Annotated in this window: 15 protein-coding genes; 4 read left to right on the forward strand and 11 right to left on the reverse strand. The window is 70.8% G+C overall.

The window, feature by feature from the left end:
* Position 1: 1 nt before the first annotated feature.
* Complete coding sequence (locus ACBR40_RS29000) at positions 2–565, reverse strand: hypothetical protein (RefSeq protein ID WP_371250810.1); 564 nt, start codon at positions 563–565, stop codon at positions 2–4.
* 276 nt (positions 566–841) lie between these two features.
* Positions 842–1,474 carry a TetR/AcrR family transcriptional regulator gene (locus ACBR40_RS29005; protein ID WP_371250832.1) on the reverse strand — a complete coding sequence of 211 codons (633 nt, stop codon included), beginning with the start codon at positions 1,472–1,474 and terminating at the stop codon, positions 842–844.
* Between the two features lie 157 nt (positions 1,475–1,631).
* On the opposite strand from ACBR40_RS29005, the gene ACBR40_RS29010 reads away from it, so the two are divergent.
* The 3 genes from ACBR40_RS29010 to ACBR40_RS29020 all read left to right on the forward strand — a co-directional run bounded on the left by ACBR40_RS29010 (position 1,632) and on the right by ACBR40_RS29020 (position 4,713).
* Positions 1,632–2,411, forward strand: a complete 780-nt coding sequence (locus ACBR40_RS29010) for a glucose 1-dehydrogenase (protein ID WP_371250811.1) — start codon at positions 1,632–1,634, stop codon at positions 2,409–2,411.
* A complete protein-coding gene (locus ACBR40_RS29015) occupies positions 2,408–2,884 on the forward strand; it encodes a nitroreductase/quinone reductase family protein (protein WP_371250812.1) in 477 nt (158 codons plus the stop codon). The genes ACBR40_RS29010 and ACBR40_RS29015 overlap by 4 nt, the downstream gene beginning before the upstream one ends.
* 302 nt (positions 2,885–3,186) lie before the next feature.
* Positions 3,187–4,713, forward strand: coding sequence for a penicillin-binding transpeptidase domain-containing protein (locus ACBR40_RS29020; RefSeq protein ID WP_371250813.1), 1,527 nt, complete (start codon positions 3,187–3,189; stop codon positions 4,711–4,713).
* A 2-nt stretch (positions 4,714–4,715) separates the two neighbouring features.
* Here ACBR40_RS29020 and ACBR40_RS29025 read toward each other — a convergent pair whose 3' ends face one another.
* The 6 genes from ACBR40_RS29025 to ACBR40_RS29050 form a co-directional block, all read right to left on the reverse strand.
* Positions 4,716–5,423: a haloacid dehalogenase-like hydrolase gene (locus tag ACBR40_RS29025; RefSeq protein ID WP_344210118.1), complete on the reverse strand. Its 708-nt coding sequence runs from the start codon at positions 5,421–5,423 to the stop codon at positions 4,716–4,718.
* A gap of 97 nt (positions 5,424–5,520) precedes the next feature.
* On the reverse strand, positions 5,521–6,147 hold the full coding sequence (locus ACBR40_RS29030) for an HAD hydrolase-like protein (RefSeq protein ID WP_344210117.1): 627 nt from the start codon (positions 6,145–6,147) through the stop codon (positions 5,521–5,523).
* A gap of 85 nt (positions 6,148–6,232) precedes the next feature.
* Positions 6,233–6,682 carry a DUF2690 domain-containing protein gene (locus ACBR40_RS29035; protein WP_344210116.1) on the reverse strand — a complete coding sequence of 150 codons (450 nt, stop codon included), beginning with the start codon at positions 6,680–6,682 and terminating at the stop codon, positions 6,233–6,235.
* A gap of 88 nt (positions 6,683–6,770) precedes the next feature.
* The gene (locus ACBR40_RS29040; RefSeq protein ID WP_371250814.1) at positions 6,771–7,280 is read right to left on the reverse strand and encodes a hypothetical protein; all 510 of its coding nucleotides are present in this window, start codon (positions 7,278–7,280) and stop codon (positions 6,771–6,773) included.
* 55 nt (positions 7,281–7,335) lie between these two features.
* On the reverse strand, positions 7,336–7,989 hold the full coding sequence (locus ACBR40_RS29045) for an HAD family phosphatase (RefSeq protein WP_344210113.1): 654 nt from the start codon (positions 7,987–7,989) through the stop codon (positions 7,336–7,338).
* A 71-nt stretch (positions 7,990–8,060) separates the two neighbouring features.
* A complete protein-coding gene (locus ACBR40_RS29050; protein ID WP_371250815.1) occupies positions 8,061–8,699 on the reverse strand; it encodes a GNAT family N-acetyltransferase in 639 nt (212 codons plus the stop codon).
* 200 nt (positions 8,700–8,899) lie between these two features.
* Between ACBR40_RS29050 and ACBR40_RS29055 the strand changes: the two genes are divergently transcribed.
* Positions 8,900–9,523 (forward strand): L,D-transpeptidase family protein, encoded by a 624-nt coding sequence (locus ACBR40_RS29055; RefSeq protein ID WP_364450158.1) that lies wholly within the window; start codon positions 8,900–8,902, stop codon positions 9,521–9,523.
* Positions 9,524–9,529: 6 nt separating this feature from the next.
* On the opposite strand, the gene ACBR40_RS29060 is transcribed toward ACBR40_RS29055, so the two are convergent.
* From ACBR40_RS29060 to ACBR40_RS29070, 3 genes are all read right to left on the reverse strand, one after another.
* On the reverse strand, positions 9,530–10,921 hold the full coding sequence (locus tag ACBR40_RS29060) for an FAD-binding protein (RefSeq protein ID WP_371250816.1): 1,392 nt from the start codon (positions 10,919–10,921) through the stop codon (positions 9,530–9,532).
* Between the two features lie 70 nt (positions 10,922–10,991).
* Entirely contained in the window at positions 10,992–12,605 is a 1,614-nt protein-coding gene (locus tag ACBR40_RS29065; RefSeq protein WP_364449713.1) for an NADH-ubiquinone oxidoreductase-F iron-sulfur binding region domain-containing protein, read from the reverse strand.
* A gap of 31 nt (positions 12,606–12,636) precedes the next feature.
* Positions 12,637–13,470, reverse strand: coding sequence for a ferric reductase-like transmembrane domain-containing protein (locus tag ACBR40_RS29070; RefSeq protein WP_371250817.1), 834 nt, complete (start codon positions 13,468–13,470; stop codon positions 12,637–12,639).
* Positions 13,471–13,472: the final 2 nt, after the last annotated feature.

Below are 13,472 nucleotides of genomic sequence, written 5' to 3' on the forward strand. Positions count from 1 at the left end.
GTCAGGCGACCTGGTAGCACTGCCATACGCCATCTTCGTTACGGGCTTCCACTCCTTCGTAACGCCGATATCGCAATTGGCATGCTAAATTCATGTCGATCTTCTCTCGGCAGGTCCAGACGTTGTTCACATTGGCGGCGTCAACGCTGATGCTGGGCCTGAATGCATACTTGCAGTAGCCGCGCATGTCGGCGATTCCCCCGAGGGGCCGTTTTCCCGGAGCGTAGCAGACGCCACTCTCGGCACTGGCGGAGGTGAATCGAAAAGCGAGATCAGTCCGAGAATATTGCCAATTACAGGCGGCTTTCAAGTCGATGCGGGACGAACAGAACTGCTGGTCGTTCGTCTCATAGTTCAGTGCTATGCAGGACGAGGCCAGATCGACTCCGCCGAGAGCTGTGTCCGGCGGTCCGGCGAGCTTGATCCCCCAGACGACGCCGGCGCCGACAAGAGCGCAGGAAAGGGCGGCAGCGAGCAGTACCTTTACCCAGGCGCGGGCATTCTTGACAGCCTTCGAAAGTTCCCCGACCAGCTCTTTTAGTATCTCTAGGACCTGAGTGAGCATCGCGGCTTCCTTGGGTCGCTCGCTACCAAACACACCGACGAGGTCCAGAACGGCAGGCCGTCCAGGTAACGTGCATGTTAAAGCGCTTAAGCCTTGTGCACAATATCGCAAAGGGTGGGAATCGAGTCACCGTCGTGATCGTATTCACGATTCCGGAGCTCTGTCTCCGGCCAGGGGTAGTTGTGCCGGCTACTCCGATAGTTCAAGTGAGTGGGTTCAAATGCTGGATGCGCGGTGTCTGCAAGTCGTCGCGCAGCAGCCCCTTGGCGGTGGGACTCAGCCCTTGGCCGACGGCTCTGAACCAGCTGTGGCGTACCGGGCGACGATGGTGCGGACGGCCTCGTCGACCACCTGAGCGACGCGTTCGGCGCTCACCTCCCAGCCCGGCACCAGGAGGGTCGGCCAGAAGACGTAGTTGGAGATCATGCCCAGGAACTGCGTGGCTGCGAGGTCCACGTCCTCGACCCGCACCGTTCCCGCCTCGTGCTCGGCCAGGAGGTAGCTGCGTACGGACTCGAAGTAGGGCATCTTCCCTTGCGAGAACTGCGCATGGGCCAGCTCGGGGAACCGCGGCAGCTCGGCGATGACGATCCGGAACAGGTCGGTCATCTGGGGCCGGCTCAACAACTCGGCGTAACGGCGACCGATGGCGCTGAGCCCGTCGACGACGTTGCCCGCCGGCGGAGGATCCTCCTCGTCGGCGGTTGACCAGGACTCGGTGACGATGGCGTCGAACAGGGCGGCCTTGCTCGGAAACTGCTTGAACAAGGTGGCCCGCGAAACGCCCGAGCGCTCGGCGATCCGCGCCAGCGACGTCCGGTCGTAGCCCAACTCGAGAAACAGTGCGGTCGCGGCCCTCACGATCAGTGCGCGCTTTTCCTGGGCGACGCGCTGGTGGTACGTCGATATGACCTTGCTCACGGACCGAGTATACGAGATGAGTGGCTTGACTCACCACTGCCGCCGACCTAGTGTCGAGGCAGTGGCGAGTCGCTCGGCTCGCCATCGGCCGGCCGTTCATCGCCGATGATCCCGGTCGGTCACCCACGTACCGAAGGAACCTCGGATGAACCGCTTCGACAACCAGACCGTGCTCGTGACCGGAGGGACCGGCGGCCAGGGCTCGAGCCACGTACGCGCCTTTCACGCGGAGGGAGCGAACGTGGTGATCGGCGACATCGACGCCGAACGCGGCGCCGCTCTCGCCGGCGAACTCGGGCCCCGCGCTCGCTTCACCCGACTCGACGTCACCGACGCGAGCTCGTGGTCCGCCGCCGTGCTGGCCGCCGAAAGCGCCTTCGGCGCCCTGAACGTGCTCGTCAACAACGCGGGCGTGCAGAACCCGCCTGCGACGATCGAAGACACGGAGCAGGCCACGTGGTCGCGCATCCTCGACATCAACCTCACAGGGACCTTCCTCGGCATCAAGGTCGCAGCCCCCGCTCTGCGCCGCGCAGCAGGGGGAGCCATCGTCAACATCGCCTCGACGATGGGCCTGGGCGGCACGGCGCACTACGCGCCGTACGTCGCCAGCAAGTGGGCCGTGCGAGGCCTTACCCGAACGGCAGCGCTCGAGCTCGGCCGGGACCACATCCGCGTGAACACCATCCACCCCGGCGTGATCGCGACCCCCTTCATCCAGGAACCGGCAGCCGGCGCCACTGCGGCAATCGCCGACTTCTACTCACCCGAGCCGTTCGCCATCCCCCGGCTCGGAGAGCCGACCGACGTCACCCGGCTTCTCCTGTTCCTCACGTCATCGGACGCGTCGTTCATCACGGGGTCGGAGTACGTCATCGATGGTGGACTCCTCCTCGGGCCCGCCCTTCAGAGCGAGGCCGCATGAGCGGTCCAGACACGACCGGATGGAACGACTCCGCACGTGACGCGTCTTTGTCGCATCTCCCCGATCACATCCGGCGAGCCATCGAGATCACACCCGCAGCAGGCACCAGCGAACGGATCATCGACATCACGACGCTGGGGCGACGCACCGGCCGGCCACGCCGCATCGAGATCTTCTTCTACCGGGCTGCGGGCGCCACCTACCTGTGCAGCGGCGCCGGCGGTGCCGCGACCGACTGGCACGCGAACCTTCTCGCCAATCCCGACTTCACCTTCCACCTCAAGAACGGGGTCCGTGCAGATCTGCCCGCACGGGCCACGCCGGTCACCGACCCGGCTGAACGCCAGGCCGTCCTGGCCGAGATCGTCGCGGACCTCAACCAGCCCCACGACCCCGGCACCATCCGGCCGACTCGGCTCGAAGACTGGGCTGACAGTCGGCTGATGCGCATCAGCTTCCGCCATCGGCCGTGATCGCGGCGGCGGCAGCGTGCTTGTACACGGCAAGAGATCTTCCGCACACCGTTGTCTCCATTCGCTGTGAGCCACGGCACTCCTGGCCTCCGCGATGCAGCAGTGAAGATTCCGACCAGGCCCGCGAACAGGGACCATATCCATTTCCGTAAGGATGGAAGTCCCATATCACTATTGGACATCCCGGTGGCCGCTCTGGTCTGCTCGGCCGCATGGCACCACAAACGGGGACAACGTATGCCTATCTTCAGCCGGAGGGGCCACTGAAACGGCGACGACGCCGCTGGCCCTGGCTGCTCGCCGTGCTCCTGATCCCGGTCGTGGCCGCGGGCGGCGTGATCTGGGCGTTGCGCACCGAAGGGTCGGCCGAGGAGGCCGCCGACCGTTACCTCGCCGCCTGGAGCGACCAGGACCATGCCGCCATGCGGGAGCTCGTCGCCGACCCGCCCGCCGACTTCGAGGCCCGGCTCCAGCGGTTCCGTACCGATCTCAAGATCACTGAGGCGACGTTCCGCCGGTTCATCTCCACCGGGCCCTTCGCCTACAACGGGCCGGACGACGAGGGCTACCTGTCCTTCACCGCGAGGCTGTCCGGCGGCCGGGACTGGGACTACGACGGAAGGTTGCGCATGGTCGAGCGCGGCGGCGCGTGGAAGGTCGCCTGGACGCCCGCCGCCTTGCACCCGCTGCTCACCTCCCCGGACCACTCCCTCCGCGTGAAGACGGAGAAGATCGACCCGCCGCAGGTGCTGGCTGCGGACGGCACGTCCATCAGCTCCCCGGACGCGCCAGGCTCGGTGCAGCAGCTCGTCGAAGGCGTCAAGCAGACCTACCCCGACCGCTTCAAGCCCCTCGACCGCGCCCGGATCGACCTTTACCAGGGGAACCAGCTGGTGCGGAACGTCGTACCGGCCGGCGGGGTGCGGCCCGTCAAGACGACCCTCGACCTCGCCGTCCACCGGGCGGGCGCGGCGGCGCTGGAGGACGTCACCCAGCCCGCCTCGCTCGTGGCGCTGCGGGCCTCGACGGGGGACATCCTGGCCGTGGTCAACAAGCCGGGCGGGTTCAACCGGGCGCTGCTCGGGACGTACCCGCCGGGGTCCACGTTCAAGGTCGTGACGGCCTCGGCGCTGGTCGCGGACGGCGTCAGGCCGGGGCAGCGGGTCACCTGCCCGGCCGAGAAGAACATCGGCGGCTTCCCGTTCCACAACGCCGGGTTCGAGGACTTCGGGACGCTGACCTTCCGGGAGGCGTTCGCGCACTCGTGCAACACGACGTTCGGCGAGATGAGCGTGGCCTCGCTCGGCGGGGGGCGGCTGGCGGAGGTCGCGCGGAGCTTCGGCTTCGGCACGCCGATCACGCCCGGCGTGCCCGCCGTACGGGCGGAGTTCCCCGACCCCAAGGACGACACCGACCTCGCCTCCGCCGCCATCGGCCAGGGGCGGGTGCTGGCGAGCCCGCTCAACATGGCCTCCGTCGCCGCCGCCATCGCCTCGGGCGCGTGGATCCCGCCCCGGCTCGTCCTGGAGGAGCACCCCGGCGGCCAGGACCGCGGGCCCCGGCCGCTGGAGCCCGCCGTGGTGGCCGCCCTGCGCACCCTCATGCCCGCCGTCGTCACGGACGGGACCGCGCAGGCCGTACGCTTCCCGGCCGGCACTGCGGGCAAGACCGGCACCGCGGAGTACGGCTCGGGCGAGGAGCCGCCTGCGCACTCGTGGTTCATCGGCTACAAGGGGGACGTGGCCTTCGCCGTCATCGCCGAAGGCGGCGGCGCCGGCTCAGCGGTGGCGGCCCCGGCCGCCGCCCGCTTCCTGCGGGCGCTCGGCTGAGGTCAGCCCGCCTTGCGGGTGGCGGGGGAGGTGAGGGCGGCGACGGCGTTGACGACCTCGGAGGCGTTGGAGAGGTCGGGGAGCACCAGGTCGGCGCCGGCCTCCCGGAGCTCGGCGGCCATCGAGCGCCCTGAGGCGACGCCGATCATCGCGGCCCCGCCGATCCTGGCCGCCTGGACGTCACGGACGGAGTCGCCGATCACCACGGTGTTGGCCGCCGTGAAGGTCGTGCCGAGCCGCGCCTTGGCCCGCCCCTGGGCGACCTGGAGCAGCGTCGCCTTGGGGTAGGGCTCCTCGCCGTAGCCGCCGAGCTCGAAGTCGACGAACTTGTCCAGCCCGAACGCCTTCAGCTTGAGCACCGCGTTGCTCTTGATCGTCCCGGTCAGCACGGTCTGCGCCACGCCGTCCAGCCGGGCCACCGCCCGCAGCGCGTCCTTGGCCCCGGCCATGGCCCGCCCCTCCTTGGCCAGCCGTCCCTTGCGCGCGGCGAAGGCCGTGGCCAGCGCGGCCAGGAACCCCGGCAGATGGTCGTCCTCGGCCTGCACCCCGTTGACGGCGAGCGTCTCGAAGACGACCTCGGAGTCGGGCCGGCCCATGGGCGGGACGAGCTTGACCAGCGGGCGGCCGGTCACGGCCCGGAACGCCTCGGCGTAGGCGTCTCTGGTCACGATGGCGACGTCGACCAGCGTCAGGTCGACGTTCCACAGCACAAGGCGGTTGATGGCAGCCTCCTGGAAGGAACACTGCAAGGGTAAGGGCGGCGCGCCCGCGCGGGCCCGCCGTCCGGAAGATTCCGTATGACCGGAGTCAGGCGAAGTCGAGCGCGGCGGCCAGCGTGTCCACCACCGGGAGCCCGGTGGCCTCCAGCTCGGCCCTGGTGGACATGCCGCCGGTGTAGAGCACGGCCCGCGCGCCCACGTGGCGGGCGGCCATCCCGTCGTCCACGCTGTCGCCGATCACCAGCACCTCGGCGGGGTCCACGTCGAGCGACCGGATGTGCGCGGCCATGTGGGCGGCCTTCTCGCCGCCGGTGGTGCCGTGCAGCCCGTCGATACGGGTGAAGTGCCGGGTGATGCCGAACGCGTCCACCTTCGGCACCAGGTGCGTGTGCGGCGCCATCGAGCAGAGCGACTGGGTGCCGGTCCAGCCGGTGAGCACCGTCTCGGCGTCGGCGGCGAGCCCGCAGACCTCGCTGAGCCGGAAGTAGTGCTCGTGGAAGCCGTCGTCGAGCAGCTCCCACTCGCCCTCGTTGAGCGGGCGGCCGAGCAGGCGCTCGTAGGCGACCCAGATGGGCCGGGTGTAGACGGCGCGGAAGCCGTCGGCGGTGAGGGCGGGCAGCGCGTACGCCTTGAAGACCTCGTTGGTGGCCCCGACCACGGCGTCGATGTCGTGGAACAGCGTGCCGTTCCAGTCCCAAATGATGTGTTTCGTCATTTGGGGCACAGCTTATTAGCCGGGGGAGACATTTCCCCGCGAAGCCCCCGGGACGCGACCAGCCGGCCGCGCCCCGGGGTCACGCTCAGCCGCAGGCCTTGGAGGTGGTGCCGGTGCCGGTCTGGCCGCCCCGGCCGCCGTTCCACTGGACGGAGGCGCTGCCCCACGTGCAGACGTTGTTGCCGTAGAGCATGTTGCCCCAGTGCCGGCCGCCGTTGCCCTTCTTGAACTGGAAGGTGTCGCTGGCGCCGTTGCGGTAGACCCGGATGGTGCCGGACGCGGAGGTCATCGTGGTGATCTCGGTCCAGTTGGTCTTGCACTTGCCCGACCACATGAGCTTGACCGTGCCCACCTGGTCGTTGAACCGGGTCTTGATCGCGGCGGTGCGCACGACGCGCGCCGAGTTGCCGCAGCCGCTGCGGTACGGGTCCTTGTGGTCGTAGGGCTTCAGCGCGGCCTGTGCGTGGGCTGGGGAGCCCGCCAGGAGGGTGACCGCCGCTGCCCCGATCGCGGTCGCCGCTACGCGAAGCTTCACTGGGAATCGACTCCTCGTGTAAGAAACAGTGCTGCGTCGGGACATTAGCGATGATCCGCGCCGGACGGTCAAGGTTTTGTGATCTTTGTCATGATCGCAACAGGTCGGGGATCTCCTGGGTGGCGTACCACATGAGCTCGTGGGCCTCCGCCCCGTCCACGGTGAAGCGGGCGTCGTCGTCGCCCTCGTCGGCGGCGGGCAGCGCGGCGAGCGCGGCCTCGACGTCGGCGGCCGCCTCCAGGTCGTCGATGTGCACGGCGGCCACCTTGGTCAGCGGCACCGCCTGCGCGAGGCGGACGCGGGCGCGCTCCTCCAGGTCGGCGCCGGCCCTGGCGGCGCCCTCCGGCACCTCGGCGGCGACCACCACCCGGCGGGGCGGCGCCTGGACGCCGTCGGCGCGGTCGGCCGCCAGCATGCGCAGCGAGGCGCGGGCGGCCTCGGTCAACGCCACGTATTCGAGCTCCTCGGTGTCGCCCGAGGCGTACCACTCGGTCAGCGCGGGGGTCACCGCGTAGCCGGTCAGCGGGGCCGGGCCCAGCTCTCCCAGCTTGACCGCGGTGGCCAGGGCCGGGAGGGTGCACGGCAGATAGACGCGCATCACGAACCTTTCGTGCTTCAGGCCGCCGGGAACGGCCCGGCGGGCAGGGCACCTATCATGCCCGCCGGAGCGTGAGGCTTAGCAGAGACTCGAGCTCCGCGATGGTCGTGTCCGGGTCGCGGTGGTGGATCCCGGCCATGCCGAGGGCGCGCGCGGCCGTGATGTTGGCCTCGATGTCGTCGATGAACACGCACTCCGCGCCGGGCAGCCCGATGAGGTCGAGGGCGTGGTGGAAGATGCGCGGCTCGGGCTTGCGCATGCCGACCTCGCCCGAGATGACCACGGCGTCGAAGATGTCGTCCCAGCCGTCGCGCTGGTAGGTGTGGGACCAGGAGTTGGAGACCAGGCAGGTCCTGACGCCGTGGGCGCGTACGTCGCGCAGCATGTCGTGCATCGCCTCGACCCGCTCGAACCCGGCGAACATGCGCTCCAGCAGCCCGTCGGCGACCGGCGGCACCCCGTCCAGGGTCAGCAGCCGGGCCGCGAGGTCGCGTTCGAACGCGGGCCCGTCGAGCTCGCCGCGCTCCAGGGCGTGCACGGCGTTCTCGCCCGCGCCCTCGCCGTAGGCGTGGTCGATCATCTCCCGCATCACGGAGCGGTAGTGCTCGCCGTCGATCCGGTCCGCCTCGATCCACTTGGCGATGGAGTCGGCGAGACTGGTCGTGAGCACCCCGCCCCAGTCGATCAGCACACCCGTGACCACGGCCACCTCCAGGCTCGAACTCCGTTCTAGAGTAAGACGTCCCAGGAAATGCCGATAAATCAGGCTAAATTGCCAGGTCAGGAGCCGGCGAGGCCCAGTAGCGGCAGGCACGGGCCGAGGTTGTGGATCTCGACGCCCGGGGTCTCGCTCCAGTCCTCGGCGGCCAGCCGGAAACGCTGCGTGGCGACCGGCTCGCCCTTGCGGGCGTGCATCATGATGCCGTCCTCGCGGTAGCCGAGCTTGCGCGTGACCGCGAGCGAGGCGTGATTGTCCTCGAACGCCTCCGTCACCGCGTGCCGCGCGCCGAGCCCGGCGAAGGCCAGGTGCAGGACGGCCGCCCGCATCTCGGTGCCGATGCCCCGGCCGTGGAAGCGCCGGCCGAGCCAGGAGCCGGAGCCCAGCTCGCGGGTGACGGGGAAGTTCCTGGCCTGGATCCCCTGGGTGCCGACGACCTGGCCCTCGTACAGGACGGCGAACTCCAGTGCCCAGTCGTCGGCGGTCAGCGCGCCCCAGGCGCGGAAGTGGTACTGCGCGGTCCGCCTGGCCCGCTCGGCGGGCTCGCCGTCCGTCCAGGGGAACAGGAACGGCATGAAGCCGTCCTCGTGAACGCCCTCGGCGGCGCGGTCGCCCAGCTCGTCGAGGTCTTCCAGGGACGGGACGCGCAGCACGAGACGCGGCGTCGTGATGGACAGGTTGAAAAACGGCCAGTTACGCATATCGCCACATCTTCCCTGAGCAGATGGGAGGATCGCGACTTGTTTTCCGAAGCGAGAAGGTGCTTATTCGATGATTCGGGTACGCGCGCTATATGAGGACTAAGGTACGAGGAATAGCCGCACTCATCCTGGGATGCGGTTTTTCAGTGGTGATGAGCGTGCCGGCCGCGGCCGACGAGGAAACAACCACCGTGACCGTTATGCGGCCGGGCGACCGCAGCGAGGAGGTCAGGGCGCTGCAGCGCCGCCTCCACGAGCGCGGCTTCTACTTCGGCCGGTCCAACGGCGTCTACGACGAGCAGACCAAGTTCGCCGTCTGGGCCTTCCAGAAGAGCCGCAGGATCATGCCGAAGGCCGTGATCGGCCCCGAGATGCTGAAGGCGTTCGACCGGCGCTCGCGCCTGCGGCCCCTGGTGCCCAAGGGCGCCGCGAACCGGGTCGAGGTGGACCTGACCTACCAGCTCCTCACCGTCTACCGCAACCGCCGCCCGGTGCTCACCTCGCACATCTCCTCGGGCGCCGAGGTGCGTTACTGCGAGGGCGGGCGCTGCGGGAACGCGATCACGCCGGTGGGCGACTTCCGGGTCACCAGCCGCGCGCCGGGCTGGACGACCGGGCGGCTCGGTTCGATGTACAACTCGCTCTACTTCGTCGGCGGGATCGCCATGCACGGCTCGACGCAGGTGCCGCTGCGGCCGGCCTCGCACGGCTGCGTACGGGTGCCGATGGCGGTCTCCAAGCGGCTGTTCGAGCTGGTCAAGGTCGGCGACCCGGTGTACGTGCGCGGCAAGATCCACCGGGCCAAGGGCCAGGACAAGTCCTGAGCGGGGTCACACGCCCTGCGGGAGCCGGAAGAGGCGGCCGGGGTCGTAGGCGGCCTTGACCGCCGCCAGCCGCGCCGCGTTGGGCCCGTAATACGCGCTCCGCCAGTTCGTTAAATCGGGGTCGATGTAATTCACATACGCATGTTCCCCGAAATATTCGGACATGTCGGCGTGTATCGCCCGCAACCATGCCCGATCCATTCCTTCCTGATAATACTGTACGCTGTAAAGGGCTGCCCGGTGCGGAAAGGCCGTGGCCGCCGGCGCCACCCGTCCGATCGCGCCGCCCATGGCGTCCAGCAGCACCGAGTGCCGCCCGCCGCGGGCCACCCCCTTCACCAACGCCCGGATCCCGTCCGCCGGCAGCCGCCGGTAGGCCAGGTGCGACCGGGCGGCGAACGCCGTGCGCGGGATCCGCCGGCACTCGGGCGTGCTCCGCGACCCGCAGCCGCCCATGACCTTCATGGCCTCCAGGTGGGACACCGTGCGCGTGTACCGCCGGGCGGGCCGCCCGAGCCGCGCGACCAGCGGGGCCAGCGCCCGGTCCAGCGCCGCCGCGCCGCCGAGGAAGGTGCCCACGACCTCCACGTCCAGCCCGGCCGCCGAGCGCGTCAGGTGCAGCGACGACCACAGCTCGTCCGGCGCGGACGGGGCCCACGCCTGCCACTCCCGCACCGCCGCCTCCGCCCGCGCCCACGGCCAGTGCAGGAAGAACACCGTCGCCCGGCCGGTCGCGAACGTACGGAACGTGAAGGACACGGCCACGCCGAAGTTGCCGCCGCCCCCGCCCCTGCAGGCCCAGAAGAGGTCGGGATGGCGGGAGGCGTCGCAGTCGAGCACCCGCCCGTCGGCCGTCACCACCCGGACCGCCTCCAGCGCGTCGCAGGTCAGGCCGTGCTTCCTCGACACGACGCCGAGGCCGCCGCCGAGCGCGAGACCGCCGATCCCCACCGTCGGGCAGGAGCCGGCGGGCACGCTCACGCCGTGCCGGGCGAGGCGGTCGTAGACGTCGATGAGTCTCGCCCCGGCGCCGACCGTGGCCCGGCCGGCCGAGTAGCGGACCGACGACATCCTGGACAGGTCGATCACCAGTCCGGTGCCCGTGGACCAGCCCGCGTACGAGTGGCCGCCCGAGCGGGCGGTGACGGGGATGCCGCCCGCCCGGGCGAAGGCCAGGCACGCCGCCACGTCGACCGCGCTCGCGCAGTAGGCGAGCGCGGCCGGCCTGATCCGGTCGTAGGCCGGGTTGAACAGGCGGCGGGCGGCGGCGTACCCGGCGTCCGCGGGCAGCACCAGCGTCCCGTCCAGCCGCCCGCGCAGCGCCCTCCAGCCGGGGGCGGAGGCGAAGGCGGCGAGCGGGGCCACCGCCGCCGCGCGCAGCAGATCCCGGCGATCCATGAACGTCCTCCCCGTCGTGGTGCCCAACGGTGAGACGCCGGCATGGAGCACCGGGTTCGTCACGAGTCCGTCACCCGGCCGCCCCTCCTCCGGCGCCGGCCCGGGCCAGCCGGGGCACGCTCGCCGCCTTCATCACGCCGTCCTTGACCAGGCGGAGCGGGGATCCGGTCGACTTCGACGGGCCGGGCCCGTGCCCGTCCCCGCTCGTGCCGGCCAGCCGCAGGGCGAGCGCCGGGCACATGTCCACCGCTCGCCGCGCCTCCTTGGCCATCCAGGCGGGCACGTTGCGGAACGACGGGAAGCCGTAGTCGTCCAGCTCGACGAACTCCGGCAGCAGGTGCGCGCACAGCCCGTGGCCCTGGCAGCGCGACCAGTCCACCTCCAGGCGGTACTCCAGCTCGGGCGCGCGCTCGGGCATCGGCATGACGCCGCGGACCGGCCGCCCGCACGAGCCGTGCTCCTGGTGGAGCGCGATCTCCGCCTCGAAGGCGTCCAGCGCCGACAGCACGAACTTGGCCGTGCCGTCGGGGTGGAAGCACGCGCCCCGCCGCTCGACCAGCCGGACGGCCCGGCGTACGGCGTCCACCGAGCCGGACCCCTCGACCAGCGCGTTCATGAGCTTGGCCACGTCCGGCAGGCCGAGCCGGCAGGGGCCGCACTGGCCGGCCGACTCGCCCGCCAGGTAGGAGGCGACCCGGGCGGCCTCGCCCAGCGCGCACGTGGACTCGCCCAGCGGCACGATGATGCCGGCCCCGAGGGTGGCGCCGGCGGCCTTCATGCCCTCGCGGGAGATCACGGCGGTCTCGACGGCGTCGGCCGACAGCCACGCGCCGTGGTAGCCGCCGATGAGCACCCCGTCGCCGATGTCGGCCTCGCACATGGCGAGCACGTCGGCCAGCAGGGTGCCGGTCGGGGTCTCGATGACGGCGCCGTCGGCGGCGCCGCCGCTCACGGTGAGCAGGATCGTGCCGGGCTCCTTGGCGGTGCCGACGGCGGCGTACTTCTGGGGGCCGTACTCGGCCAGCAGCGCGAGCTGCGCGTACGTCTCGGTGTTGGACAGCAGTGTCGGCAGCCCGTCCACGCCGCTCGTGGCGGCCCGCTTCTTGCGGCCCGGCGGGATGCCCTCCTCGCCGTTGACGGCCTTGACCAGCGCGCCGCCCTCGCCGGAGATGAAGCGCTCCTTGATGCCGACCACCCGGATCGGCACCCGGCTCTCGGCCCCGCCGGAGACGTTGGCCGCCCGGCGCTCGGCCACCGCGGCGGCGACGGACGCCTCGGCCACCTCGCCCCCGGCCGTCGCGACCACCACCTCCCTGGCTCCCAGGGCCTCGGCGGCCAGCACCGCGCCGTCGAGGACGAGATGCGGGTTGCGGGTCAGCAGCATGGCGTCCTTCGAGCTGGCGGGCTCGCCCTCGGCGCCGTTGACCAGCACGACGCTCTCGCCGTTCGAGCCGGCCGCGTCGGCCACGGCCCGCAGCTTGCGCGCGAACGGGAAGGCCGCGCCGCCGCGCCCGCGCATGTCCACCTCATTGGCGTACGAGATGAGCTCGCTCAGCTCGCGCGGCTCCACGAGGCCGTGGAGCGTGCGGTGGGCGGGCAGGTCCAGCCGACGGCAGTGGTCCAGCCCGGCGGTCAGCCGGGCCGGACCCATGCGCAACACCCTGGGCACTCTGGCCGGGATCACGGTCGCTCCTTCGCGATGGCAATCGAGTTACTCAACCGGCCTCCCGGTATCTGCGGCGAGCCTCCGCGAGGCTCACCGGCGCGTTCCTCGCCCCCGCCGTGGGGGCGGCTGTCGTGCTTGCGGCGACCCGCTGCGGCCGCTCGGCGGGCACGCCCACGGCCGCCGGAGCGGTCACCGCGGGTCCTTCGACCCGCTCGGCCACCACGGGCGGCCTGCGGAGCGAGGCCAGCACGCGCACGATCAGCGCGCCGCCGACCGCCGCCAGGCTGGCCACGTACGACCAGGCCACCCAGCCGGCCGCCGGGCGGCCGGCCGTGAGTCCGTGCATGATCGCGATGGGCCAGGCCAGGTACGCGGCGGAGTGCATGACCCGCCACATCCACGGCCTGTTCCGCGTCGCGAAGCGTCCCCGGATCATCCCCGTGACCACGGCCAGGACCATGAGGTCGAGGGCCACCGTCCCGAGGGCCACGTAGATCCCGGCCACCGGCACGAAGGCCGCCCCCAGCGGGATGTGGCCGAGACTGATCATGAGGGAGACGTGCGTGATCAGGTAGGCCAGCCCGATGAGGGCGGTGGCCCGGTGCGCGAGCTGCGCCCGGACCCGGTTCGCCGGCGACAGGAAGACGCGCTCGGTGGTGATGATGCCGAGCGCGACCGTCGCGGTCAGCAGCACCAGGGCGAACACGCCCGCGTAGAACTCGAGGAAGCCGACCCCGCGGCCGAGCAGTTCGATCCCACGCTCGGTCCTCGTCAGCGCGAACGCCGACAGCAGGACCGCCATGACCATGGCGCTGGCCCCCAGCCGGACGCTTCGGGTGTCCAGCTGGGTCGCGTGGTGCCGGGGGTGTCGTCTGTGGAGCATCT

The sequence above is a fragment of the Nonomuraea sp. AD125B genome (assembly GCF_041402765.1).
Classification (GTDB): domain Bacteria; phylum Actinomycetota; class Actinomycetes; order Streptosporangiales; family Streptosporangiaceae; genus Nonomuraea; species Nonomuraea bangladeshensis.